Raw genomic sequence first — 25,585 nt, 5'->3', positions numbered from 1 at the left:
CATGTATGCCTGCCTACAGTCGATACCTGATTCAATTGTTTGTGATGGTATTTTCTTTAACTATTATCGAAGTGATATTCGCTGTATCCAGTTTTTAGCATTAGCGACGCACAAAACAGCGCGACTGAAACGGGATATCATCCCGATTCCTGAAAATATAGCCAAGCGATTCAATCACTCAGATAACTTCTCTACCCAAGTGATCGATACTCTGAGCCAATGTCCGCTGACTGAATATGTCGTTAATACCTGCTTTCGTAATATCAAATCTCTAATCCTGATGCGTATGCACCTGGATGGTCTACGGCTTGGCGCGATGGGTATATTTAGTCACCGAGCTAATGCTTTTACACCTCAACATGCTGAATTATTCGAATCAGTACGGGGAGAGCTCTCTTTACTGGCCTTTATTGCCCTTTCCCGACATAATCTTTTATTAAATAATACGCCTCCTGCTATTCCCGAGCTATATGCCACAGAAGAGAGTGAAAAATTTGTCGTCAGTCAAACTAATCTTCCTCTGTTTCAGTTGTATCATTCATTGAATAAGCTGGCAAACAGTGAACTGCCTGTTTTATTACTGGGAGAGAAAGGGGTTGGAAAAAACTCACTCGCTTCCGAGCTTCAGCAACAACGTTCAAAGCGCAGTGGTTATTATGGATTGATTAATCCTCAGGGGCAGTTGATCGTCATGAAAAATGGTGTACTGAACCGCACAATAACTATTGATTTCAACAAACCACCTAACATAGCTTCATTTTTGATCTTGCATCAGGGATCTTTACTGATAAAAGAAATAAATTCTTTTCCGGATCGTTGGCAAACGTTTTTACTGGCGCTGCACTCAAATTACAGTGAGTATTGCCAGCTACAGATTATTGCCATACAAACACTTCCATTTTCAATGGTAAAAAACACACTTCATCACGATATATCCACTCACTGTCTGACAAACCAACATTATGCAAACACCCTTTGTCAGGTCGTTACATTGCCACCTTTGCGGCATCGCTATGATGATATTCCTCTGCTGCTGACCTATTACCTGAGGAAGCTATCAAGCCAGTATAAACGCACTTCTTTACCTGTTCTGGGTGATGATTCACTACGCTTATTATTGAAGTATCACTGGCCGGGCAACATTACGGAATTGATAGGATTATTAGAAAATGCGTTTTTCCGTTGCACGGGCAATGAGTTACACATTGTCCTACCAAAGGAGAGAAATGCGATAGCCATCCCTCCGCTTGATGACGCAATGCGCCAACATATCCAAATGGCGTTACAACAAAGTCAGGGGAAAATATCAGGTAAAGGCGGTGCAGCAGAGTTACTTGGGGTTAACAGCAACACGCTATACAGCAAAATAAAAAAACTGGGCATTGTGGTGAAAGAAAAATAATCTGACGTCCCCTTTCCCTCTTCAGGAAAAGGGGAGCAGCCTTTATTTTTGTTTTCTGGCGCGATGGAAACCGTCGAGCATACCTTTAATCAGTGCCCCCGGCGTATCCCCCGTACTACATAAATAGAGATGCACGATGATAAATGCCACCATCACGACAGCCAAAGCGTAATGGAGCCAGGCCACAACCTGCTTACCCGGTAACGCAAACAGGGTTTCTGGCGTATAACCGGGGTACATCATCAGTAATCCGGTCACAATGAGCAGCGGCAATAACAGGAACATCACGCCAATATAGCCCAGTTGCTGGAGAATATTGAATTTAGCCGCTGGCGACGCATGTTCCGGGTGAGGTTCACCCCGGAAAATGCCATACAGGTAGTAACGAGTCTGACGGATAAGTCGCCCCGTAATACCCTGCCAGCGCACCTGATAATGATGCCCGTTGCCGCACATCGCCACCAGGATAAAACCCAGCCATATAACACACAGCGATACCCCTGCAATATTGTGTACATCAACCCACAGCGAGAATCGCGCACTCACCCAGTGCAAGGCACAGCCGCTGATAATTAGCACGGCAAAACAGAGTGCGTTCAGCCAGTGCCAGCAGCGAACAGGCAGCGTGTAGAGGTAACTTTTCTCCAGCGGCATATCTGCCTTGCGACGCGACATGATTAGCCGCCCCAAACCATGACAGAGTAGCAACACTACGAAGCCGCCCAGCGCCCAGGCAATGAAGCGATCGGCCTGACCGCTGCCGTTATTACCAATCATGTAGGTATCGGTAAATAACACACCATCTATCTGACGAACAGCGGGAACAGGAGGCGCCACCGCCGTCAGTTTTTCTCTAAGAGAGACATCATCAAATAATCCTTTCCCTAACAAGCTACCTGCCATGGCATTTTCATCAGGCGCGAACGTTTTTCGCCGAGCGGTTAGCAGCGTTCCATCGCCATGACACTGTACACAGCTGATGGCTTTTGAAGCAGGCAGAATACGATGCAAAGTGGTATCCGCAGCATCGGCATGGCAGTCGATGCAACGTAAACTGTTGAGATGTTCAGAAGCATAAGGCAACGCAGAGTGCGCCATATCCTGAGATGTAGATCTTTTCCCACCAGACAGCTGTGTAAAGACTCCCGCCCGCGAATGACAATTCGTGCACATCAAATTGTCGTCGGCAACCCGTTGTTTACCCGGATGGTTTAGTTCTCCCGCCGTCATGGTGTGCGCGTTATGGCATGAGGTACAAGAGAAGAGTCCTTTGGCTATCTTTTCACTGTGGACACTCTGCTGTACGGCATGCACCGTATCGCGCATGGCCACACCATGACAACTTTCGCAGTTTTGGTCGTCGCCCGGCTTCAGAACATGCGGGGTGACAGAAAATCCCTCGCTTCCGGGTTGACTCTGATGGCAGGCGATACACGGCACTTCACCATGCACGCTGTCGTGATATTTATCGGCAGAGACAACTAAATTCGCCTGCACTTTGTCCGTCGAGATCCCCTGAATATCGCCATCAGCGTGGCATGCCAGACAAGGTTGATTGAGCTGCGCTGCCGGCACTGGCGCACAATATCCCGACAGGGGTATCCATCCCACCAGCAGAAAGAATAGCCCTCTTGTTAATAATCCGCGCATGATGTCCCTCATGGCTTCATATCCGGGTATTTAAAGAGATGGCAATTATTACAATAAATTACCGAGGGTTTATGTTCGTTATGACAAGCGGTACAAGGAACATCTTTGCCGTAGTGCATTGAATCATGCGGGTTGGGCTCAGCATTCTTGTCATGCGGATTGGGTTGCGTTAACTCAGCAATCTGGTCGCGCGAACCGTGGCAACTCAGGCAGGACTTATCATTCGGCGCCGCGACGGGCGTGCTGGAACCGTGACATAACTGACATGACGTATTGCGTCCGGTGGACTCCAGTGAATGGTGATAAGGCTTGACGTTCATTGTATTCAGTTGCTGATGAAAAGCAGCTTCGTCGTCAGTCGCAGCGATGACCTGGGAAAAACCACCAATACACAGCAACAGCAGGGCTATCCATAATTTTGCCATATTAAATTCCCTCAACGTCAAAGGCTTCATCCGCAGCAGTTGCTGAGGCAACGCTAAGCCCCGCAATTCGGCCAAAAACCAGGCAATCCGCAACGGCGCAGCTCCCCAGACGACTTCCACCATGCGAACCTGCTGTCGCTTCTCCGGCAGCGTACAGACCGGGGATGGGTTTGCTATCAGCCGCGTTGAGTACCTCTGTGCGCATACTGATCTGCACACCACCCATGACATAGTGCACTTTAGGCCATACGCGTACGGCAACAAATGGCCCTTTGTCTAACGGAACCGCACGACTCACATCTTTTTTCATGCGATCGCCACCTTTGCGCGCAACGGCCGCATTGTAGGCCTCCACCTCTTCTTGCAGGACGTCGAAAGGTATGCCGAAATGCGCCGCCAACTGATCCAGTGAGTCAAACTGCCAGGCGACACCATAATGCAAGGCATGCTTCAGACTTTGAGCCAGTTTCGCACCTTCAAGCGTGGTGAAGCAGATGGGATAAAGTGGATCCCCTTTCTCATCCACCTGCGCCAGAATCCCCTCTTCACGCTCTTTACGATCAGCAAGCTCATTTGTGAAGCGATGACCAGAACGAGGGTTAACCATAATTCCGTTAGGAAAACCTGAGATGGTATTGAACTGCGAAACGTAGCCAAATCCGCGTTCGTCTGGCGAAGACCAGGGGCCTAGCTGGATAAGATCAAGCTGCACCGGCGTTGCGCCAATACGTAGCATTTGCACCAGACATTCCGACGTAGCACCAGGGTGGTTGGTGGAATCGACACGCTCATCCAGCATGGGGTTTTGCATTTTACGAAAACGCAGATCATTGGAAAAACCGCCAGAACACATCACCACGCCGTAACGCGCGCCGTAATGCCTTATCTTGCCGCTCTGTTCATCCGGAAAACGATAGCCGTCACGTACCGTCAGACCGATAACACGTCCTTGCGAATTTTGCAGAAAAGATTCCAGCTTGCATTGGGCGCGAAAAATAACGCCCATTTTCATGGCGGACTCTTTTAGCGGCCGAGTGATCCCCGCCCCGGAACTCTCTACCGTTTGCAACGTACGAGGGACAGAGTGACCGCCAAAATGCTGTACGAACGGTTTATATTTTACACCGTGTTGTAGGGTAAACTCATATGCAGCGGTCGTGTTGTTAACGAGAATCTTCAACTGGTCTTTATCATTTAGCCCACGCCCAGCTTTCAGCATGTCCTTAAACATCAACTCTGGTGAATCGACGATCCCTTCTTTTTTCTGCGCAGGCGATCCGGCTACGGCAACCGCACCGCCGTTAATCGCTGAGTTGCCACCAAAAACGGGCATCTTTTCAATCACCAGCACGCTGCGGCCAGCCTGAGCGGCTTCAAGTGCAGCAGCCAGTCCGGCAAAGCCGCTTCCGACAACGATCACATCATAGACTTTATGGTAACGAACCGACGAAGCCGGGGCACAGTTATCCTGCGCCAGCGCCTTTCCAGTCAGCGCCGTAAGTGCGCCGCCGGTCGCCAGGAGGGTACTTTTCGTCAAAAAGGCTCGCCGCGACGCATTAACGGTTTTTTTCATTGTCGTCATTTGCTCCCTGCTTGCGTACTGACCAGGGAACCGGAAGGAAACGATGCAACTAACGCGGATGAATCAGCAATGTTGTCAGTAAAAATCCTATCCTGCACAACAAACGGTACTTTTTCACGATAGGCGGCAAAGAGTTTGCCGGTCATCTCACCCAACTTCAGGTCAGGATTTTTCTGTTTCCGTAGATCGACAGCCTGACTGGCGTGCAACAGTTCCAGACCATAAATACTGCGCATATCATCCGCGATTTGACTCAATCGCTTGGACGCCCGGAGATTGTTGGTGTAGGTATCTTCAATCGTTCCCGCCATCGGTTGCCCATCCAGTGATACCGGGTTAACCAGGTCGCGAATATCCGCCAGTAACGCAACCTGTGGCTTCTGAATAGCGCCGAAGGCATGTCCCTGCTGATTGGTGTCGGAAGCGAGGAAACGACTCAGTCCGGTAAAATGATCGTCAGATAAATGCAAAGTGCGCTGCACGCTGTTATGCGCCAGATGTCCCATCGCCAAAGACAGATTCTGAATCGCCAGCGCCAGAGGCAGCGGTTCAAAATTAGAGGTCGGGAAAATCGCGCCGCTGAGGGTTTCGCCATTGGCCTCTTTTGCGCTCACGAAATACTGCTCAACCTGGCTATTTTCCGCCAAAGAACGATCGGCATTCACGATTACTGCGGGATTGTCGTCCGAGCTGTTCATCTGGATTTCCAGCATTTGCCAGGCTTCATTCCATTCGCGACGCGCTTCATTAAGCACAAATACCGTCGTACGGAAAGAGAGCGGGTCCTGCAAAGGACGTCCATCCTGATGTTGCCAGAGATAAGAACCCGTAAGCGCAGTTCGAATCGCTTCGGCAGTATCCTGAATGCCAGGGAAAGGTCTAACGCTTAAACTCTGGTACAGGAATGGCGCAACGTTACCATTCAGCGCTTCCAGTGATAAACCGAACACCGCCGGGGTGACGTTAATAATCTGTCTGGACTCCAGCAGAGCCTGCGCAGAATAAGCCGTTGATACTGCATTGGAAGAAAGAATCGACAGCGCATCTTTGCCGAGTGGTTCCAGCTTATCAATACCCGCCTGTTTCAGCGCTTTTGCCGAATCCATCTCGACACCTTTCACGCGAACGCGCCATTCACCAATCATCACATCGCCGATATGAGAGGCAAGCGTGATATCAGCTTCACCCACAGAGCCCCGTGAGGGCACGACGGGGGTAATGTGCTTATTGAGAAACTGCTGATACATTTTGGCAACCTGCGGTTGGGCGCCGGTATTTCCCGTTAACATCGTATTCAGGCGAATCACCATAGCCAGACGCACCAGTTCATCCGGCATGTCTGGACCAACGCCCGCCGCATGCGCATGCAGCGCGTTGATATTAAACTCACGAGAGGCCTGAATAACCTCCGGAGTCAGTTTTCCATGCGCATCAAACAAAGATTTGTCTTTATTGAGTCCCACTCCTACTGTCAGTCCGTAAACGGGAACGCCTTTTCCGGCAGCAATCATTAAAAGTTTATTGGCTTTATCGACGCGATCCATCGCAGTGGCAGCGATCTCAACCTGTTTTTCCCCCTGAGCAATGGCCCAGGCATCATCCAGTGTTAATGAATGACCATCCAGCGTCACGCTGGTGGTAGCGCTTGCGAATAGCGGAAAAAACAGAGAGATACAGAACGTCGCAATGACAGTCTTCTTCATTTCTAAACTCCTTTTAATAGAGATAAGAAACAGTAACGAAAAATGCCTGTGCGAAAGTTGAAATAGCCCCTGCATTTACTAAGGCTATTTTTGATATTTCAAAAAAACCAAAGTAAAAACATTTCAATCTGTTAACAGATAATTCACCAGAAGAAACCACAACTCGCTAAAACACGGGCATAAATTACAAAGATGATTTGTCCGCAGAGAGATAATTTTCAGGCTTGATATTTTGGGGCAGGAATAAAAGACAATCAGACAGGAAATGCTTCAGCCTTGATAACAAAGCCGAAGCATGTTCTACATTAATGCGCGTCGATAAACACAATCTTCAGTACAAACAGCAGCGCAACAACAATGACGCACGGGCTGAGATCGCGGAAACGTCCAGTACCGATTTTCATCACACAGTAGGAAATAAAGCCCAGTGCGATACCTTCGGTGATCGAGAAGCTAAACGGCATCATCACGGCGGTAATAAACGCCGGAACCGCTTCGGTCAGGTCTTCCCACTTCACGCGCGACAGGCTTGATGTCATCAGGACACCAACGTAAATCAGCGCACCGGCGGCGGCATATCCCGGCACCATTCCCGCCAGCGGCGACAGGAAGATAACCAGCAGGAACAGCAGGCCAACGACGACTGCAGTCAGGCCGGTACGGCCACCAACCGACACCCCGGAAGAGGATTCAATATAGGCAGTAACGGAAGAGGTACCAATAAACGCGCCGGTAACAGAGGACACGCTATCCACATACAGCGCCTGCTTCATGCGTGGGAACTTGCCCTTCGCGTCTGCCAGGCCGGCTTTATCCGTCACGCCAATCAGCGTACCGGAGGAGTCAAACAAGTTAACCAGCATGAACGAGAAAATCACGCCTGCAAGGCCAATGTTAAACGAACCGGCCAGGTCAACATGCCCGATAACCGACATCACGCTCGGCGGCGCGGAGACGATCCCGTTGTAATGGACATCACCCAGCATCCAGCCCAGCAGCGTGGTCACAATGATAGAAATCAGTACTGCTGCGTGAATGTTACGTGACGCCAGAATCGCAATGATAAAAAAGCCCAAAATACCGAGCAGCACGCTGTGGGACGTCAGGTTGCCAATCGACACCAGCGTGTCTTTGTTGGCGACGATAACGCCGGCGTTTTTTAGCCCCATCATACCGATGAACAGACCGATACCGCTGGTGATCCCCACGCGCAGGCTAACCGGGATGTTGGCAATCATCCAGTAACGTACGCGGAAAATTGTCAGTAGCAGCAAACCTACCGCACCCCAGAAGATTGCACCCATACCGATCTGCCATGACAGGCCCATCGCGCCAACGACCACGAAGGCAAAGAATGCGTTCAGGCCCATAGCAGGCGCAAGTGCGACCGGCAGGTTGGCAAAAAGCCCCATCAGGATGCTACCAAATGCAGCAATAAGGCAGGTGGTAACAAAGACGGCGCTGGTATCCATGCCAGCCACGCCAAGAATTTGCGGGTTAACAAAAACGATATACACCATCGTCAGGAAAGTGGTTAAACCGGCGATCACTTCGGTCCGTGCCGTTGTGCCATGTTCGCGCAGTTTGAACACGCGTTCCAGCATCCCCTGGCCAGAAGCCTGGGTTGTGTGTTGTTGACTCATTATCAATTTCCGAACAAGGAGGGAAAATTCGTCGCTATCCTATACCAAAATGCGACAATAGGGTTGGGTTATGAGCAACTTTTTTCATTGATTTTGCTTATACGGCAACGATTGCGTGGCGTAAATAAGCATGACGTAAACGTTAAACTAGCGATAAGAGGAAGGCATGTCCCAGATAGAAGCGGTATTTTTTGACTGCGACGGTACGCTGGTCGACAGTGAAGTGATCTGTTCCCGCGCGTATGTCGCCATGTTCCAGGAGTTCGGTATCAAACTCGATCTCGAAGAGGTGTTCAAACGCTTTAAAGGCGTAAAACTCTACGAAATCATCGATATCATCAACGAAGAGCACGGCGTTACGCTGGAGAAAGCCAATTTAGAGCCCGTTTATCGCGCTGAGGTCGCGCGCCTGTTCGACTCGGAACTGGAGGTTATCGCTGGGGCAAATGCTCTGCTGGACTGCATGACAGTACCGATGTGCGTAGTATCAAACGGTCCGGTCAGCAAAATGCAGCATTCGCTGGGTAAGCTGGGCATGTTGCACCATTTTCCTGATTTACTGTTCAGCGGCTACGATATCCAACGCTGGAAGCCCGATCCGGCCCTGATGTTCCATGCGGCAAAAGCAATGGATGTTAACGTTGAGAACTGCATTCTGATTGATGATTCCAGCGCAGGCGCGCAGGCGGGAATTGCCGCGGGGATGGAAGTGTTCTACTTCTGTGCCGATCCGCATAACAAACCGATCGAAAACCCAAAAGTCACGACCTTTACCGATCTGGCGCAGTTGCCGGAATTGTGGAAAGCGCGGGGTTGGAATATTACGCGTTAAGTTGAGATAGGGCGGGTAAGCGTTAACGCCACCCGCCACAAACATCACTCTTTCGGGTCTTTGCCCGCCAGCAGTTTATCAAGCTCATCTCCGCCCACGTGACGGAAGTCTTGTCCCTTCACGAAATAGAAGATGTATTCGCAGATATTCTGGCAGCGGTCACCGATACGCTCGATTGAACGTGCGCAGAACAGTGCGGTCAGTACGCTTGGAATGGTACGCGGGTCTTCCATCATGTAGGTCATCAGCTGACGCACGATGCCTTCATACTCCTGGTCGACTTTCTTATCTTCGCGATAAATACGTACCGCTTCGTCGAGATCCATACGCGCAAACGCATCCAGCACGTCATGCAGCATTTGTACGGTGTGACGGCCCAGCGACTCCAGGCTTACCAGCAACGGCTGATGCTGTTGCGAAAACTTCTCCAGCGCGGTGCGGCAAATTTTGTCGGCAACGTCGCCAATACGTTCCAGCTCGGCAATGGTTTTGATAATCGCCATCACCAGACGCAGGTCGCTGGCGGTAGGTTGACGCTTGGCGATGATGCGCACACAGGCTTCGTCGATCGCCACTTCCATCATATTGACGTTCTTATCGCCTTCAATGACGCGCTTCGCCAGCTCGCTATCCTGATTGTGCATGGCGGTAATCGCATCAGAAAGCTGCTGCTCTACCATGCCCCCCATGGTCATCACCTGGGTACGGATGCTTTCCAGCTCTGCATTGAACTGGCCGGAAATATGTTTATTAAGGTTTAAATTGTCCATCATTTCTCCAGATGCCCGGGCATATCAACCGTAGCGGCCAGTAATGTAATCTTCAGTTTGTTTCTTCGCGGGCTTGGTGAACAGATCGTCCGTATTACTGAACTCAATCAACTCGCCCAGGTACATAAATGCCGTGTGATCGGAACAACGCGCAGCCTGCTGCATGTTGTGGGTAACGATAACAACGGTGTAATCTTCTTTCAGCTCAGTGATCAGCTCTTCAATACGCCCGGTAGAAATCGGGTCGAGCGCTGAACACGGCTCATCAAGCAGTAGCACTTCCGGGCGAATGGCAATACCGCGCGCAATACACAGACGCTGCTGCTGACCACCGGAGAGAGAGTACCCGCTCTGGTGTAATTTATCTTTGGTTTCATTCCACAATGCGGCCTTGGTCAATGCCCACTGCACACGCTCGTCCATATCCGCACGAGAGAGTTTCTCAAACAAACGTACGCCAAACGCGATGTTGTCGTAAATAGACATTGGGAACGGCGTCGGCTTCTGGAACACCATGCCGACTTTGGCACGCAGCAGCGCGATATCCTGGGTGTTGGTGAGAATATTGTCACCATCCAGCAGGATTTCACCTTCCGCACGCTGCTCTGGGTACAGCTCAAACATTTTGTTGAAAGTACGCAGCAGCGTCGACTTACCACAACCTGACGGCCCGATAAACGCTGTGACCTGGTTTTTCGCGATATCCAGGTTGATGTTCTTCAGGGCATGGAATTTGCCATAGTAGAAGTTCAAATCACGAACCTGAATCTTACTTGGGGCAGTATCAACCATACTCATTTCAATCTCTTCCTCATCCGGCGCCGCATCCGCCACGCCGTAAAAAATTAACCGTGTTTCTTCTTCGCGAAAATGACGCGCGCCAGAATGTTCAGCAGCAGTACGCACAGGGTAATAATCAGTACCCCAGCCCAGGCCAGTTGTTGCCACTCAGCAAACGGGCTCATTGCAAACTTAAAGATAGTGACCGGCAGGTTGGCAATTGGCTGCATCATGTCGGTGCTCCAGAACTGATTGGAGAGCGACGTAAACAGCAGCGGAGCCGTTTCACCGGCGATACGTGCAATAGCCAGCAGAACCCCTGTAATGATGCCCGAGACAGACGCCTTCAGGGTGATTGCAGAAATCATCTTCCACTTCGGCGTACCCAGCGCATAGGCGGCTTCACGCAGGCTATCCGGCACCAGCTTGAGCATGTTCTCTGTGGTACGAATAACAATAGGCACCTGCAGCAGCGCCAGCGCGATTACGCCCGCCCAGCCGGAGAAATGCTCCATTTTTGCTACTACGATGGTATAAACGAACAGACCGACCACGATGGATGGCGCAGAAAGCAGAATGTCGTTGATAAAGCGGATGACCTCAGCCAGCCAGGACTTACGCCCATACTCCGCCAGGTAGATACCCGCCATAATACCAAGCGGGGTACCAAACACGGTCGCCCACAGAATCAACAGACCGCTACCGGCCAGGGCGTTCGCCAGACCACCACCCGCCGTATTCGGCGGCGGCGTCATTTCGGTGAACAGCGCCAGCGACATACCGTCAATACCACGGGTGATCGTGGACATCAGGATCCAGATCAACCAGAACAAACCGAACGCCATGGTCGCCATTGAGAGCGTCAGCGCGATGCGGTTCTTCAGGCGACGACGCGCCTGCATTTTACGACGGGATTCCGCAAGCTGAGCGGTGTTTTGCATTTCAAGCGTAGCCATTAGCGTGCCCCCTCGTTCTTCGCAAGGCGCATGATCATGAACTTAGATGCCGCCAGCACGATGAAGGTGATCACAAACAGAATCAGACCCAGCTCCATCAACGCGGCAACGTGCAGCCCAGATTCCGCTTCGGCAAATTCATTCGCCAGCGCAGAGGTAATACTGTTGCCCGGCATGTACAGCGAGGCGCTATCGAGCTGGTAGGTGTTGCCGATGATAAAGGTGACCGCCATGGTTTCACCGAGCGCACGGCCCAGACCGAGCATCACGCCGCCGATCACGCCATTTTTGGTGAACGGCAGGACGATGCGCCAGATAACTTCCCAGGTGGTGCAACCGATGCCATAGGCTGACTCTTTCATCAGCACCGGCGTTTGTTCGAATACATCGCGCATTACCGCCGCAATGTACGGGATGATCATGATGGCGAGTATCACGCCAGCCGCCAGAATACCGATCCCAAATGCCGGGCCGGAGAACAGCGCGCCAACAAACGGAATGTTGGAAAGGATGTTTCCGACCGGTTCCTGGAAATAAGTCGCAAACAGAGGGGCAAAAATAAACAACCCCCACATGCCGTACACGATACTTGGAATTGCCGCCAGCAGTTCAATAGCGATGCCCAGCGGGCGACGCAGCCAGCCAGGAGCAAGTTCAGTCAGGAACAGCGCAATGCCGAAACTCACCGGAACGGCAATCAGCAACGCAATAAGTGAGGTAACCAGCGTACCGTAAATCGGTACTAAAGCACCGTAGATATCGTTCGGCGCATCCCATTCTTTAGTCCACAAGAATGCGAAGCCAAATTTTTGGATACTTGGCCAGGAGGAGATGACCAGGGAGACAATAATGCCACCCAACATCAATAGTACAATCAGCGCAGCCAGTCTTACCAGCGCGCTGAAGATCATGTCACCTTTTTTACCCGGTGGGTTAAAAGCAGGCTTGGTTGCAGCCATAAATCACTCTTTAAGTTTGGGCCAGGAAGCACGCATTTTATCGTGCTTCCTGGCTAACGTAATGCCATACCCTAAATAATTCGAGTTGCAGCAAGGCGGCAAGCTTGTGACAAATTCGTCAGGAACGAATTTGAACAGCCGGAGGCTGCCTTCGGTGAGGGACAAGGATGTCCCTCATTAATCCCCAGGAGCATAGATTCAATATGTGACTGGGGTGAACAAACACAGCCAACACCGCTGCGACTCGAAGTATGACGGGTATTTAGTACAGCGCTTTACCGCTGCTGTCTTTCACGTTGGTCTTCCATGCAGCACGAACCTGCTCAACCACGCTGTCCGGCAGGCTGGCGTAATCCAGGTCGTTAGCCTGTTTGCCGCCGTTTTTGTACGCCCAGTCGAAGAACTTCAGCACTTCTGCGCTCTGCTCTGGTTTCTTCGACTCTTTATGTACCAGAATGAAGGTGGTGGAAGTGATTGGCCACGCGTCGTCACCTTTCTGGTTAGTCAGATCCTGAGCGAAGGTTTTGCTCCAGTCAGCGCCTTTTGCGGCGTTAGCGAAGCTCTCTTCGGTCGGGCTTACCGGTTTACCGTCAGCAGAAACAAGCTTGGTGTACGCCAGGTTATTCTGCTTAGCGTAAGCGTACTCAACGTAGCCGATAGAGCCCGGCAGACGCTGTACGAACGCGGCGATACCGTCGTTACCTTTACCACCCAGACCGGTCGGCCAGTTAACAGTAGAGCCGGAACCAATTTTAGATTTCCACTCTTCGTTTACTTTTGCCAGGTAGCTGGTGAAGACGAAGGAAGTACCGGAGCCGTCAGCACGACGCACAACGGCGATATTCTGTGAAGGCAGTTTCAGACCCGGATTCAGTTTGGTGATGGCTTCATCATCCCACTTTTTAATTTTACCGAGGTAGATGTCGCCCAGCGTTTTACCGTCCAGCACCAGCTCGCCGGATTTCAGCCCAGGGATGTTCACCGCCAGCACCACGCCACCGATCACGGTCGGGAACTGGAACAGGCCTTCTTGCGCCAATTTTTCGTCAGATAACGGGGCATCAGAGGCGCCGAAATCAACGGTATTGGCCGTAATTTGTTTTACACCACCGGAGGAGCCGATACCCTGGTAGTTTACTTTGCTACCGGTCTCTTTCTGATAGGTATCTGCCCATTTGGCATACACTGGCGCAGGAAAGGTTGCACCTGCACCTGTCAGGCTCGCTGCAGCAAACGCAGAGAACGCGCTCATGGATAAGGTCGCGGCGACAACAGTTGCGACAGTGGTACGCATAACTTTCATAATGTCTCCTGCACGGTTTTCGTAAATTGTTGTTTGAGTTGCTACTGTGAGCAAAATAGGACAAACAGGTGACAGTTAAATGTACGAAATATGACAGTTTTATGACAACGAAAAACGTTCTTTTAACTACATGAAAAAATTGAAATTAATTCATATGATATTCGTGGAAATGCCATTTTTTTTGCGACGAATGAGGTCCGGGCGGGGAAATATGACAGCGACTGTCATAAACAGCCGCCCCATGAAAGATCAGTTTTTTATTTCCACAATGATGGTAGCCTCAGCGGTAAAGATACCCGGCTGTGGTCGTGTGCTGGTGGTGCTGGCTGGCGCGGCTGAAAAATTAAACTCCCCCGTCTCACGTCCTGAGACGATTCGCCCCATGTCAATGTCCATGAGTCCGCCGTTAACATCGGTGGCATTGCCATACTCATCATACATAATGATCCCAACATTGGGATTGTCTGTGCTAATCACCTTAGATAACGATCCGGACTGCATGGCATGCAGCGACATATCAATATTTTGTCCGGTAGACATGCCCGTACATTTAACCGCCACCTTCACCGGGATTTTTCGGCTCGTTATCGCCGTGCCCGGCACACTGCTGAACTCTGAAGCGGGGATTTTGTTAAAATCGACGACAATAGTCTGTCCGCCGTTGATTTCACACTCCTGAGGTGCGGTGATATCGCCGGAAATATACACATCAGCCAGCGGGCGAGCATAATCAATGGGTGTATCATTACTGATCGTCGCATATAACCGACTCATTAGCGTTGGCGGAATAGTAACAGTTCCAATAAAGGGTTCCCGGATATAAAAATAAATGGTTGCGGAGTCACCGCTCGTAAAATCAAGGGGCTGAACACGGCCACAGTCATAATAGGTTCCTTGATGAATATTCTGTTCCATTTCGAAAGGCGCATTAATTTTCCCTCGCCCCAACACTTCTATCGCAATGCCCACGTCAAGGTAGTCATTCAGTTGATAATAATGAACACCGCTGCGTACAGCCGTAGGTGTCAGAGCCTCATTCATGATGGCAGTATAATAAATGTAATAAAACCGAGCGGATTTACCCAGAGAGCATTCACAATGCCCGGGATAACTATCTGATGTCGATGTCGGAAAGTTAAACGTCTGGCCTTTTTTGTTCTGCACTGTGCTTATTTTTTTACCATAAAAGGGTAATACACTATGAAACGGCGTACCTGACGAGGTAACACACATACCTTTATTTGCTTCAGCCATTACGGGATCTGACATCAATATCAGAGGAAACAGCAACGCTAAATAGTTTTTTTTCATTGTAAAATCCCTTTAATGACACGCGGTATTAAGCTGAACTAAACTCGTATCCTGCGGTTTAGCTGTAAATGAGTAATGTGCCATACATTTGTCCGTGGCATTATTTCCCCAGCTTAATGCGAAATCACCCTCTTCCGGCATCCCGGCAAGATACACTTCGCCGTTATCGCCCACAATGCCCGTCACCGTACCGGCTTCCAGTTCAGCCGAAACCATCGAACCAAATGGCGCGGGCTTGCCATTGGCTAACGTTACCGTAAACAGCACGCGATATCCCACATGGGTAACAAATGTTGCTTTCACCACCGCACCGCGCGTCGGCACCAGATTCACCACCGTGTTATCCAGCTCAACATTGGCGCGCGAGAAGTAGCGGCTGTCGATGGCGACCCGGTTTTCACCGTAGGCATTCATCTGGGTTTTCACCGTATAACCCCGCCAGTCGGTCGACACGCCGCCTTCATTTTCCACTGATAGCCCTGCCGCGCCAGGCGCTTCCACCAGTGCAACCGTTTCTCCCAGTTCCTGTGAGAACGTCACACCGCTGCCATGTACCAGAATGCCGCCACGAGCGCCATAGTTAAAGGTTTGAGTGTCGCGGCTCCAGGCATAGCTGCCGTTAATGGAACCATAAGTGCCATCATAGTCGAGGCTAGCATTGCTGCTGTAGGCGGCGTTATCCGCGTTATTCCAGGCGCCCTGAACGTTATAAGAGAGGTTGCGATCTTCCAGCAGCGTACCGCCGATCCCCGCCTGTATGGAACTGTCATGGTGATTATTCTGCATCATGGAGTAGTCGACGTAGCTGTTCGTCATACTTCCTGACAGCGGGAAGGAGAGTGTAAGCATAACCGTCTGTTCGTGGTCGTTATTATTCTCGTTTGCGTAACCATTATTGTTAGCGTAGTAGGTGCCAACCGAGTCGATATAATTCCATGAAAGGTTCCATGACACTGTTCGCCAGCGATTGCTATAGCCAAACTGCACCATGCGATCGACGGCGTTGGTCTTCCAGTACTCCTGGCGGCTTAACGTTAAATAAAGACTGCCATACCCGTTGGGAAATGCTTGCGTCCAGGTACCTTCAAGCCGGCTGCGCCGGTTCCCGGTGTTCCAGAAATTTTCGCTGTCGTTCTGACGAGAGGCCCACTCATTGAGTGAGTAGTATCCCTGCGTTGAATAGCGGTAGCCCACCAGGCGGAAAGTGGTATCGGTATTATCGAAGCGTTTAGAGTAGAGAAAACGATAAGATTGCCCTTTTTCATCATCGCTATCGTCAAAATGAGAATGCGCCTGAGTCACGTCAAATGAGAGCGCGCCGAGTGAGCCCATATCTTTACCAATGCCTAGCGCAACGGCAGAGTAATCCTGCGCGATTTGCGTGCCGCCATAGGCAGTGATACCCCACGGTAGGCCGCGCAGAATCTGTGCCTGGGCAACCTTGGGTCTGAAATGGTTTTCATCGCGCATTTCCCCCACGCTTATATCAACGTCGGTTTGCCCTTCTCGCTTCATAATCGCTAGCGTGGAGTAGGGTTGGGTAAAATGCTGTTCGCTACCGTTTTCTTCTTTGATGGTCACGTCCAGATCGCCACCGGTGCTGGTGGTGTTAAGATCGGTGATCTCAAATGCTCCCTGAGGCACAGCCGATTGATAAATCACATAGTTATTCTGACGAATAGTGACCGTGGCGTTACTTTTAGCAATACCGCGCACCACCGGTGCAAAGTTGTTCAGATTCGACGGCAGCATGTCGTCGTCAGTGTAAAGTCTGACACCGCGGATCTGGGTGCCGTCAAATACATCGCTCGCCGTCCAGGTGTCGCCAGCCATTATCTGGCTACGCAGGGTGGCGATATCGCGTTGCACGTAGTTGTTGGCAGAGCGAACATCAATGCTGCTGTTGGTGGCATTCACCGTGCTGTAGTTACGAAAACGCCACGCGCCGATATTCAGCCCGTTTCGCAGATTCAGGTAGTAGGTATCGTCATCTTCCGAACCGTAATTTGATTTAAGGGTATGCGAGCCGGAAAAATCATAGTTGACCATTAGGGCGTTAATACCTTCATCCCAGCGGGAGGGAGGAATATAACCCTGAGCGGTTGAATCAAGGTAAATTTGCGGCACGGAGATATTTAATGCCAGCGCATTGGCATCAAATACCCATTTAGATCCCTCAACCAGCGGCATCGGGTTGACGCAGGCGCTGTTATCGACATCGTTGAGCGTTTTTAACGCCTCGACTTTCACGCCAAGAGCAGACAACGCCTCTTTCACGGCCACAAAACACGGATGAAGTTCCGACTCGGGAGGGTCCTGTACAAAGCGAATAGTTTGTGGCTCAAAGGCTTTGCCGTTCACCACCACATCAACTTTATATTCCCCAGGCGGCTGCATATTCGCGCGATTAAACTGGCGAATATCAATATCCACCGGGTGGTCAATTTCCAGCAGTCGTGGGTTAAATGAATACCCCTGTGCGTCAACCTGAGTTGCCGCACATAAACACGCACCGGAAATAAGTACGGGAAAAAGACGTGAGCCTGGCATAAAACTCCTTCTCAAGACCATCACAACGCTTGTTTCTGAGCCTTGCTCACTGCGCCAGTATCATAGATAAAGCGCCAGTCCAGTGAATGGCCGCCGCTGCCAGAAGGCAAAGGCAGGGTTAAGGTTTCAAAGGGGCGAATCATATTGAGCGGTACATCTTTTCCATCAATCAGCACATCCATGATATTGATATGAATAGGGTTGTTATTCTTAACAATCAGGTTATTTCCCTGCTTATGCCATTTCACGTTGGCAACGGCTTTTTCCGGCGTGAGCGTAATGCCCGCCGGGCGCCAGAAAAGTTTGATTTTGGTTTTCACCGCAATTTCCAGCTTACTGCTGTCTTTGTCGGTGCTGGTAGGGGGAATATTTTTCACACTCAGCCAGAAAACAGATTCGCAATCTTTCGGTAAATCACCGGCAGTTTTAATTATTCGCAGGATCTTTTCCTGGCTGGCTTCCAGGCGAGACACCGGAGGAACAACAGTAAAAGGAGGTTTACTTTTATCTTTACTGTCAAACGGCTCAACCCATGCCTGAATAAGATAGGGAAGCTCAGTCTCTTTGTTATAAATAGAGATCGTTGTATCCATCTCACTGCCGGGGAAAATAACTCGCGTACCACCAATCACGATCCCCGCAAAACAGGATGAAATATTAACCAATAACAGTGCAGCAATGATTCCTTTCAGTAACCGCATAATCACAACAATTTCTCCTTAAAAAGACGCCCACTGTTCATAATTTTTATCAACATGAGCGTCATTCATTTCATGATTGTCTATTACTTGGTGTAAATAACGGTGAACTGCGTATCGGCGTTCGCGGTACCCGGCGTTACAGTCGCAGAAGTTGCAATATAACGCGCGATAAATGGCATAGAGGCCTTCCCTGAAGAAATAGTCACAGGGGTAGAATCGTCGCCAATTTTGAGATGGGAGTTATCGCTGCTGTTATAAAGACGAATCGCCACGCCGGTTGCCGCCGCTGCGGTACCTGTTCCCGTAAAATCGCCCGGCGCTGTCGATTCCACGGGGAACCCTACCGTTACGTCGCCATCGGCATTGCCTTTAAATGTACCGTTTGTATCAACGGCATCAAAGCGAACGGCAGCCTTGGTATAAGTTGCCGGACATTTATCCAGATCAATATGGAAATTAGCTGGCGCAGCCGTGCTGCCGACGCCGGTAAATGCGGTTTTATTAACTTTCCCGAGTTTGACAGTTTGATTTGCTGTCTCCGTCGTCACTTCGCAGGTGCTGTCGATAACTTCGCCAGTGAAGTGAACATTCCCATCATTTGCAATAGCATAACCAGCAGACAGGCTAAAGGATAAAATTAATACGCGAGAAATTGAATTAAGTTTCATTATGACACTACCAATAATATTATATATTTGCGTTCCATTTAAAATAATGAAACACGCTATCCCTACGGCAGCAATAATACTCAACCTGTCACAATAAGCAATTAAATCAATATTAATTAAACAAGTTTAAATATAAGCAAAATAAAATAAATACAAAAAAAACAATACTTACTTTTATAATATTAGCACGAGATATACAATCAATTCAAAACAGACACTTGTTTTCATGTGATTTTCAGATTTAATTTACATAAAACACAATGATAATTCATAAAGTAAATTAATAAAAAATTAACAACAATTTTTTATATCAATTAAAAACACAAATAAACAAACAGGTATAAAAAAAACAAATAAAATACAAAAAAGTAGTTATTTATAATAACAACCAAAACATAGTGTTTTGTATGCAGACATAAAAAAAGCCACCGGAATCCCGGTGGCTTATGTTGGCTCAAAGCATTACTCTACAGTAACTGATTTCGCCAGGTTACGCGGCTGATCCACGTCGGTGCCTTTAATCAGCGCCACGTGATACGCCAGCAGTTGCAGCGGAACTGTGTAGAAGATGGGTGCAATCACCTCTTCCACATGCGGCATCTCAATGATGTGCATGTTTTCGCTGCTGGTAAAGCCTGCATCCTGATCGGCAAAGACGTACAGCTGACCGCCACGCGCGCGAACTTCTTCAATGTTAGATTTCAGTTTTTCCAACAGTTCGTTGTTCGGTGCGACCACGATAACCGGCATATCAGCATCAATCAGCGCCAGCGGACCGTGCTTCAGTTCGCCTGCGGCATATGCTTCAGCGTGAATATACGAGATCTCTTTCAGCTTCAGCGCGCCTTCCAGCGCGATGGGGTACTGATCGCCACGGCCAAGGAACAGCGCATGGTGTTTGTCAGAGAAACCTTCCGCCAGAGCAGCAATGCGCTTGTCCTGAGACAGCATCTGCTCAATACGACTCGGCAGCGCCTGCAGACCGTGAACGATCTCCTGCTCAATAGACGCATCCAGGCCTTTCAGACGAGACAGTTTCGCCACCAGCATCAGCAGAACAGTCAGCTGGGTGGTAAATGCCTTCGTGGAGGCCACACCGATTTCGGTACCGGCATTGGTCATCATCGCCAGGTCAGATTCACGCACCAGAGAGGAGCCCGGAACGTTACAGATAGCCAGCGATCCCAGATAGCCCAGCTCTTTAGATAAGCGCAGGCCCGCCAGGGTATCCGCCGTTTCACCGGACTGAGAAAGGGTAATCATCAGGCTGTTACGACGCACAGCAGATTTACGATAGCGGAATTCGGAAGCGATTTCGACATCACAAGGAATACCCGCCAGCGATTCAAACCAGTAGCGGGACACCATACCGGAGTTGTACGACGTACCGCAGGCGATAATCTGGATATGTTCAACCTGAGACAGCAGCTCGTTGGCACGCGAACCCAGCTCGCTTAAATCCACTTCACCGTGGCTAATGCGCCCGGTCAGCGTATTTTTAATCGCGTTCGGCTGTTCGTAGATCTCTTTCTGCATGTAGTGGCGATAAATACCTTTTTCGCCCGCGTCATACTGCAGATTCGATTCGATATCCTGACGTTTCACTTCTGCGCCAGACTTGTCGAAAATAGAGACAGAACGACGGGTCACTTCCGCGATGTCGCCCTCTTCCAGGAAGATAAAGCGACGGGTTACCGGCAGCAGCGCCAGCTGGTCGGAAGCGATAAAGTTCTCACCCATGCCCAGACCAATGACCAGCGGGCTACCAGAACGGGCCGCCAGCAGAGTTTCTGGGTTACGGGTATCCATGATCACTGTGCCGTAGGCACCGCGCAGCTGCGGAATAGTACGCAGCACGGCTTCACGCAGCGTTCCACCCTGTTCCAACTCCCAGTGCACCAGGTGAGCAATCACTTCGGTGTCGGTTTCAGAAACAAAGGTATAGCCACGGGTTTTCAGCAGTTCACGCAGTGGTTCATGGTTTTCAATGATGCCGTTATGCACCACAACAATGTGTTCAGAAACATGGGGATGCGCGTTCGCTTCTGAAGGTTCACCGTGTGTTGCCCAACGGGTATGAGCGATACCTGTACCACCATGCAGCGGATGTTCTTCCGCAGCAGCAGTCAGCATCTGAACTTTACCCAGACGACGCAGACGAGTCATGTTACCTTCAGCATCGACGACGGCCAGACCAGCAGAGTCATAACCACGATATTCCAGACGACGTAAACCTTCGAGAAGGATTTCAGCTACATCACGCTGCGCGATAGCGCCAACAATTCCACACATATTTTTTGATTCCGAATTTAGGCATTATGCCTGTCGTTGTCGCTGACCTGTATTTGCCCTTTCCGGGCGCCCCGAGCCTTGTAGAGAGTGGGGTTATTTTTATAGGTATTACTAGTGGGCGGGAGATATATGTTTATCTCCTCGTCCCTTATCTGCCGAATAAACACGTATGCCATTCGGCAAAAAACTAAATTACTTCTTCTTCACCGGACGCTGCCAGCCCTGTTTATGGACCTGCGGTACACGGCTTAATACCAGTTCGTTATCGGCGACATTACGCGTAACAGTGGTCCCGGCGGCAATGGTCGCACCTTTACCCACAGTGACAGGCGCTACCAACTGAGTATCCGAACCCACAAACACATCATCACCAATAATGGTTTTAAATTTATTAGCACCATCGTAGTTGCAGGTGATCGTCCCTGCACCGATGTTCACGTTATCGCCAATTTCCGCATCGCCCAGGTAGGTCAGATGACCGGCTTTGGAGCCTTTACCCAGACGCGCTTTTTTCATTTCAACGAAGTTACCCACGTGTGCGCCTTCCTGCAGCTCAGCACCTGGGCGCAGACGCGCGAATGGACCGATGGTGCAAGCAGCTTCCAGATGGGCATCTTCCACCACACTGTATGGGCTAAGCTCGCAACCCTCACCAATAACGCTGTTTTTGATGATGCAGCCAGCGCCAATCTTGACGCGATCCCCAACGGTTACGTTACCTTCAATGATAACGTTAGTATCAATTTCAACATCTCGCCCGTGAATAAGCGTACCGCGAAGATCAAAACGTGCCGGATCGCGCAGCATCACGCCCGCCAGCAGCAGTTTTTCTGCCTGCTCGGACTGATAAACACGTTCCAGACGGGATAGCTGAAGACGGTTATTCACCCCTTCTGTTTCGCTAATGCGTGCTGGATGTACTGCAGCAATTTCACGTCCTTCCTGATACGCCATCGCAATGATATCGGTGATGTAATATTCACCCTGAGCATTATTATTGGTCAGTCTGGACAGCCAGCGCTTCATGTCAGCACCGTTGGCAATCAGGATACCAGTGTTTATTTCCTGGATTTGACGTTGCTCGTCGGTGGCATCTTTATGCTCGACGATACCCGTGACGTTGCCGTTATCGCGGGTAATTCGCCCATAGCCGGTTGGGTCATCGAGTTTTACCGTTAGCAAGCCAATGCCGCCCTGCGGTTTCGCTTCACGCAGGTGACGTAACGTTTCGGTGGAAATCAGCGGCACATCGCCATAGAGCATTAAAATGTCTTCGTCATCACCAAAGAATGGCGCCGCCTGCTGCATCGCATGGCCGGTACCCAACTGCTCCGCCTGCAGAACCCAGTTCAGGTTGCCATCCTTCAGCGTTTGCTTGAGCAAATCACCACCGTGTCCGTAGACCAGATGTACGTGAGTCGCACCTAATTCATTAGCTGCATCAATGACATGCTGAACCATCGGTTTTCCTGCGAGGGTATGCAGCACTTTAGGGAGATCGGAATACATACGCGTGCCTTTGCCTGCGGCAAGGATCACGACGCTCATAGCATTATTCAACATACACGTCCTGACTGTAATTTGAGAACGAATTTATACCGTTTCACATTGAAAATACTACATTTTTTTCAGCGTAAAATGGACCGAAGATAAAACGTTCAATCGGGGAAATTCCCCATCTGATAACTCACCATTTTCGTCTATATCAGTGTCTTTTGTCTTCAAAAAACCTGGGACCTGCTCTTATTAAAGCCTTAGGTTAATGTTTTTGCTATTTTTTTACCGCATGAATAAAGAGTTACGAATGCATGGTCCGATTTTATTTTGTGATTCAGTGAGAAACCGAAAATGCGTAAGCAAAAATAAACATTTGAGGCAGAGGAGTAGGGGGAGGGGATTTATTACAACAAGGGGCGCTGGCTGATAAACCGTATCAAGCATCGCGCCACAGGACATGCAGGTAAAGGCTAAAAGCTCATATTGCTGAACATGGCGATGATTTTATTGAGTAATTTCATGTTGGCATCTCTTTTTATCCGAGTTCATTTTGTGACATACATCACATAAAAAAGAGTCTACGCCGCATTTTTTAGCCAATCAATGTTTTTATGATCTAAATCACAAAACAGCTTTTAATTTAAATGTTCTTGCAACAAAACCAAAAAAAAAGCCAGCCTGGAAACCAGACTGGCCTTTGTGCTTTCAAGCCGGTGTTACATCGCTTTTTTGGTCAACTCGATAACGCGCAGTTTCGCGATCGCTTTGGCCAGTTCCGCAGATGCCTGAGCGTAATCCACGTCACCATGAGAGCTCTTGATGTGCTCTTCAGCCTTACGCTTCGCTTCCAGGGCTCTCGCTTCATCGAGATCCTGTCCGCGAATCGCGGTATCAGCCAGAACGGTCACGCTGCCTGGCTGCACTTCGAGAATGCCGCCGGACAGGTAGATAAACTCTTCATGACCGAACTGTTTAACGATGCGGATCATACCAGGCTTAATGGCGGTGAGCAGCGGTGCGTGACCAGGGAAAATACCCAGTTCACCTTCACTACCCGTTACCTGGATTTTTTCGACCAGACCAGAGAACATTTGTTGCTCTGCGCTGACGACGTCCAGGTGGTAAGTCATTGCCATATCACCCTCCGATTAAGGCGTTAAAGTTTTTTGGCTTTTTCCACGGCTTCGTCGATAGAACCAACCATGTAGAACGCCTGCTCTGGCAGGTGGTCGTATTCGCCTTCCATGATGCCTTTAAAGCCACGGATGGTGTCTTTCAGGGAAACGTATTTGCCCGGAGAACCGGTGAATACTTCCGCAACGAAGAACGGCTGGGACAGGAAGCGCTGAATTTTACGCGCACGTGCTACCACCAGTTTATCTTCTTCAGACAGTTCATCCATACCCAGGATGGCGATAATGTCTTTCAGTTCCTGATAACGCTGCAGCAGGGACTGTACGCCACGCGCGGTGTCGTAGTGTTCCTGACCAACAACCAGCGGATCCAGCTGACGGCTGGTGGAATCCAGCGGGTCAACTGCCGGGTAGATACCCAGAGATGCGATCTGACGGCTCAGTACCACGGTTGCATCCAAGTGAGCAAAGGTGGTTGCTGGGGATGGGTCAGTCAAGTCATCCGCTGGTACGTATACCGCCTGAACGGAGGTGATAGAACCGGTTTTGGTGGAGGTGATACGTTCCTGCAGAACACCCATCTCTTCCGCCAGGGTCGGCTGGTAGCCTACCGCTGATGGCATACGACCCAGCAGTGCAGATACTTCTGTACCGGCCAGGGTATAACGATAGATGTTATCAACGAACAGCAGAACGTCACGACCTTCGTCACGGAACTTCTCAGCCATGGTCAGACCGGTCAGCGCAACACGCAGACGGTTTCCCGGCGGCTCGTTCATCTGGCCATATACCAGAGATACTTTGTCCAGAACGTTGGAGTCGGTCATTTCGTGGTAGAAGTCGTTACCCTCACGAGTACGTTCACCTACGCCCGCAAACACAGAGTAACCGGAGTGTTCGATCGCGATGTTACGGATCAGCTCCATCATGTTTACGGTTTTACCTACACCCGCACCACCGAACAGACCAACTTTACCGCCCTTAGCGAACGGACACATCAGGTCGATAACTTTGATACCAGTTTCCAGCAGTTCCTGAGAGCTTGACAGCTCTTCGTAGGAAGGTGCCGCGCGGTGGATAGCCCAACGCTCTTCTTCACCGATATCGCCTTTCATGTCGATCGGATGCCCCAGGACGTTCATGATACGACCCAGAGTTGCTTTACCTACCGGGACTTCGATCGGGTGCTCGAGGTCTTTAACTTCAAGACCACGACGCAGACCGTCGGAAGAACCCATAGCGATGGTACGCACGATACCGCCGCCGAGCTGCTGCTGAACTTCCAGCACCAGGCTCTCTTTACCATTCATAACCTCAAGAGCATCGTACACGCGCGGTACGGCATCCTGAGGGAATTCGACGTCAACCACGGCGCCGATTACCTGGACAATTTTTCCAGTAGCCATCTTGAATCCTCTACGAATTAAC

20 protein-coding genes are annotated in these 25,585 nt (G+C 50.1%); 2 read left to right on the top strand and 18 right to left on the bottom strand.

The window, feature by feature from the left end; genetic code table 11:
- Position 1 precedes the first annotated feature (1 nt).
- Positions 2–1,402, top strand: coding sequence for a sigma 54-interacting transcriptional regulator (locus ACU8YC_RS20065; protein WP_210905548.1), 1,401 nt, complete (start codon positions 2–4; stop codon positions 1,400–1,402).
- 42 nt (positions 1,403–1,444) lie between these two features.
- Here ACU8YC_RS20065 and phsC read toward each other — a convergent pair whose 3' ends face one another.
- The 5 genes from phsC to adeP all read right to left on the bottom strand — a co-directional run bounded on the left by phsC (position 1,445) and on the right by adeP (position 8,405).
- Positions 1,445–3,052, bottom strand: coding sequence for a thiosulfate reductase cytochrome B subunit (gene phsC, locus ACU8YC_RS20060; RefSeq protein WP_286542980.1), 1,608 nt, complete (start codon positions 3,050–3,052; stop codon positions 1,445–1,447).
- 8 nt (positions 3,053–3,060) lie between these two features.
- On the bottom strand, positions 3,061–3,477 hold the full coding sequence (locus ACU8YC_RS20055) for a cytochrome c3 family protein (protein WP_151217164.1): 417 nt from the start codon (positions 3,475–3,477) through the stop codon (positions 3,061–3,063).
- Position 3,478: 1 nt separating this feature from the next.
- Positions 3,479–5,059: a flavocytochrome c gene (locus ACU8YC_RS20050; RefSeq protein WP_261990574.1), complete on the bottom strand. Its 1,581-nt coding sequence runs from the start codon at positions 5,057–5,059 to the stop codon at positions 3,479–3,481.
- Positions 5,056–6,762 carry an HAL/PAL/TAL family ammonia-lyase gene (locus tag ACU8YC_RS20045; RefSeq protein ID WP_278238229.1) on the bottom strand — a complete coding sequence of 569 codons (1,707 nt, stop codon included), beginning with the start codon at positions 6,760–6,762 and terminating at the stop codon, positions 5,056–5,058. The genes ACU8YC_RS20050 and ACU8YC_RS20045 overlap by 4 nt, the downstream gene beginning before the upstream one ends.
- A 305-nt stretch (positions 6,763–7,067) precedes the next feature.
- Complete coding sequence (gene adeP, locus ACU8YC_RS20040) at positions 7,068–8,405, bottom strand: adenine permease AdeP (RefSeq protein WP_003840586.1); 1,338 nt, start codon at positions 8,403–8,405, stop codon at positions 7,068–7,070.
- Positions 8,406–8,571: 166 nt separating this feature from the next.
- Here adeP and yieH point away from each other — a divergent pair, with 166 nt between their 5' ends.
- Positions 8,572–9,237 carry a 6-phosphogluconate phosphatase gene (gene yieH / locus ACU8YC_RS20035; protein WP_286542983.1) on the top strand — a complete coding sequence of 222 codons (666 nt, stop codon included), beginning with the start codon at positions 8,572–8,574 and terminating at the stop codon, positions 9,235–9,237.
- A 44-nt stretch (positions 9,238–9,281) separates the two neighbouring features.
- On the opposite strand, the gene phoU is transcribed toward yieH, so the two are convergent.
- From phoU to atpD, 13 genes are all read right to left on the bottom strand, one after another.
- On the bottom strand, positions 9,282–10,007 hold the full coding sequence (gene phoU / locus ACU8YC_RS20030) for a phosphate signaling complex protein PhoU (RefSeq protein ID WP_003023824.1): 726 nt from the start codon (positions 10,005–10,007) through the stop codon (positions 9,282–9,284).
- A 24-nt stretch (positions 10,008–10,031) separates the two neighbouring features.
- Positions 10,032–10,805 (bottom strand): phosphate ABC transporter ATP-binding protein PstB, encoded by a 774-nt coding sequence (gene pstB / locus ACU8YC_RS20025; RefSeq protein ID WP_181695151.1) that lies wholly within the window; start codon positions 10,803–10,805, stop codon positions 10,032–10,034.
- A 47-nt stretch (positions 10,806–10,852) separates the two neighbouring features.
- Positions 10,853–11,743, bottom strand: coding sequence for a phosphate ABC transporter permease PstA (gene pstA, locus ACU8YC_RS20020; protein WP_003023819.1), 891 nt, complete (start codon positions 11,741–11,743; stop codon positions 10,853–10,855).
- The gene (gene pstC, locus ACU8YC_RS20015) at positions 11,743–12,702 is read right to left on the bottom strand and encodes a phosphate ABC transporter permease PstC (RefSeq protein ID WP_151217169.1); all 960 of its coding nucleotides are present in this window, start codon (positions 12,700–12,702) and stop codon (positions 11,743–11,745) included. Before pstC ends, pstA begins: the two co-directional genes overlap by 1 nt.
- A gap of 262 nt (positions 12,703–12,964) precedes the next feature.
- Positions 12,965–14,005 carry a phosphate ABC transporter substrate-binding protein PstS gene (gene pstS, locus ACU8YC_RS20010; protein ID WP_003023814.1) on the bottom strand — a complete coding sequence of 347 codons (1,041 nt, stop codon included), beginning with the start codon at positions 14,003–14,005 and terminating at the stop codon, positions 12,965–12,967.
- Positions 14,006–14,254: 249 nt separating this feature from the next.
- The gene (locus ACU8YC_RS20005) at positions 14,255–15,316 is read right to left on the bottom strand and encodes a fimbrial protein (protein ID WP_286539516.1); all 1,062 of its coding nucleotides are present in this window, start codon (positions 15,314–15,316) and stop codon (positions 14,255–14,257) included.
- Between the two features lie 12 nt (positions 15,317–15,328).
- Positions 15,329–17,866, bottom strand: a complete 2,538-nt coding sequence (locus ACU8YC_RS20000; protein ID WP_286542985.1) for a fimbria/pilus outer membrane usher protein — start codon at positions 17,864–17,866, stop codon at positions 15,329–15,331.
- A gap of 20 nt (positions 17,867–17,886) precedes the next feature.
- Positions 17,887–18,567, bottom strand: coding sequence for a fimbrial chaperone (locus ACU8YC_RS19995; protein ID WP_151217175.1), 681 nt, complete (start codon positions 18,565–18,567; stop codon positions 17,887–17,889).
- Positions 18,568–18,650: 83 nt separating this feature from the next.
- A complete protein-coding gene (locus ACU8YC_RS19990; protein ID WP_151224055.1) occupies positions 18,651–19,235 on the bottom strand; it encodes a chaperone-usher fimbrial major subunit in 585 nt (194 codons plus the stop codon).
- Between the two features lie 462 nt (positions 19,236–19,697).
- Positions 19,698–21,527: a glutamine--fructose-6-phosphate transaminase (isomerizing) gene (gene glmS / locus ACU8YC_RS19985; protein ID WP_003023813.1), complete on the bottom strand. Its 1,830-nt coding sequence runs from the start codon at positions 21,525–21,527 to the stop codon at positions 19,698–19,700.
- A gap of 192 nt (positions 21,528–21,719) precedes the next feature.
- Positions 21,720–23,090: a bifunctional UDP-N-acetylglucosamine diphosphorylase/glucosamine-1-phosphate N-acetyltransferase GlmU gene (glmU, locus tag ACU8YC_RS19980; RefSeq protein ID WP_151224047.1), complete on the bottom strand. Its 1,371-nt coding sequence runs from the start codon at positions 23,088–23,090 to the stop codon at positions 21,720–21,722.
- Positions 23,091–23,740: 650 nt separating this feature from the next.
- Positions 23,741–24,160 carry a F0F1 ATP synthase subunit epsilon gene (locus tag ACU8YC_RS19975; RefSeq protein WP_003023809.1) on the bottom strand — a complete coding sequence of 140 codons (420 nt, stop codon included), beginning with the start codon at positions 24,158–24,160 and terminating at the stop codon, positions 23,741–23,743.
- Positions 24,161–24,180: 20 nt separating this feature from the next.
- On the bottom strand, positions 24,181–25,563 hold the full coding sequence (gene atpD / locus ACU8YC_RS19970) for a F0F1 ATP synthase subunit beta (protein WP_003023806.1): 1,383 nt from the start codon (positions 25,561–25,563) through the stop codon (positions 24,181–24,183).
- Positions 25,564–25,585: the final 22 nt, after the last annotated feature.

This window comes from Citrobacter sp. VF227, assembly GCF_052950715.1.
The sequence above is the reverse complement of the archived record's forward strand: the minus strand, read 5'-3'. Positions and strand labels throughout refer to the sequence as shown.

Bases quoted from the DNA above. Each gene is read 5' to 3' on its own strand.
- pstB (WP_181695151.1), bottom strand. From the start codon at position 10,805: ATGAGTATGGTTGATACTGCCCCAAGTAAGATTCAGGTTCGTGATTTG.
- ACU8YC_RS20000 (WP_286542985.1), bottom strand. From the start codon at position 17,866: ATGCCAGGCTCACGTCTTTTTCCCGTACTTATTTCCGGTGCGTGTTTA.
- pstA (WP_003023819.1), bottom strand. From the start codon at position 11,743: ATGGCTACGCTTGAAATGCAAAACACCGCTCAGCTTGCGGAATCCCGT.
- ACU8YC_RS19990 (WP_151224055.1), bottom strand. From the start codon at position 19,235: ATGAAACTTAATTCAATTTCTCGCGTATTAATTTTATCCTTTAGCCTG.
- ACU8YC_RS19995 (WP_151217175.1), bottom strand. From the start codon at position 18,567: ATGCGGTTACTGAAAGGAATCATTGCTGCACTGTTATTGGTTAATATT.
- ACU8YC_RS20005 (WP_286539516.1), bottom strand. From the start codon at position 15,316: ATGAAAAAAAACTATTTAGCGTTGCTGTTTCCTCTGATATTGATGTCA.
- pstS (WP_003023814.1), bottom strand. From the start codon at position 14,005: ATGAAAGTTATGCGTACCACTGTCGCAACTGTTGTCGCCGCGACCTTA.
- atpD (WP_003023806.1), bottom strand. From the start codon at position 25,563: ATGGCTACTGGAAAAATTGTCCAGGTAATCGGCGCCGTGGTTGACGTC.
- adeP (WP_003840586.1), bottom strand. From the start codon at position 8,405: ATGAGTCAACAACACACAACCCAGGCTTCTGGCCAGGGGATGCTGGAA.
- ACU8YC_RS19975 (WP_003023809.1), bottom strand. From the start codon at position 24,160: ATGGCAATGACTTACCACCTGGACGTCGTCAGCGCAGAGCAACAAATG.
- ACU8YC_RS20055 (WP_151217164.1), bottom strand. From the start codon at position 3,477: ATGGCAAAATTATGGATAGCCCTGCTGTTGCTGTGTATTGGTGGTTTT.
- glmS (WP_003023813.1), bottom strand. From the start codon at position 21,527: ATGTGTGGAATTGTTGGCGCTATCGCGCAGCGTGATGTAGCTGAAATC.
- ACU8YC_RS20050 (WP_261990574.1), bottom strand. From the start codon at position 5,059: ATGACGACAATGAAAAAAACCGTTAATGCGTCGCGGCGAGCCTTTTTG.
- phoU (WP_003023824.1), bottom strand. From the start codon at position 10,007: ATGGACAATTTAAACCTTAATAAACATATTTCCGGCCAGTTCAATGCA.
- glmU (WP_151224047.1), bottom strand. From the start codon at position 23,090: ATGTTGAATAATGCTATGAGCGTCGTGATCCTTGCCGCAGGCAAAGGC.
- ACU8YC_RS20045 (WP_278238229.1), bottom strand. From the start codon at position 6,762: ATGAAGAAGACTGTCATTGCGACGTTCTGTATCTCTCTGTTTTTTCCG.
- ACU8YC_RS20065 (WP_210905548.1), top strand. From the start codon at position 2: ATGTATGCCTGCCTACAGTCGATACCTGATTCAATTGTTTGTGATGGT.
- pstC (WP_151217169.1), bottom strand. From the start codon at position 12,702: ATGGCTGCAACCAAGCCTGCTTTTAACCCACCGGGTAAAAAAGGTGAC.
- yieH (WP_286542983.1), top strand. From the start codon at position 8,572: ATGTCCCAGATAGAAGCGGTATTTTTTGACTGCGACGGTACGCTGGTC.
- phsC (WP_286542980.1), bottom strand. From the start codon at position 3,052: ATGCGCGGATTATTAACAAGAGGGCTATTCTTTCTGCTGGTGGGATGG.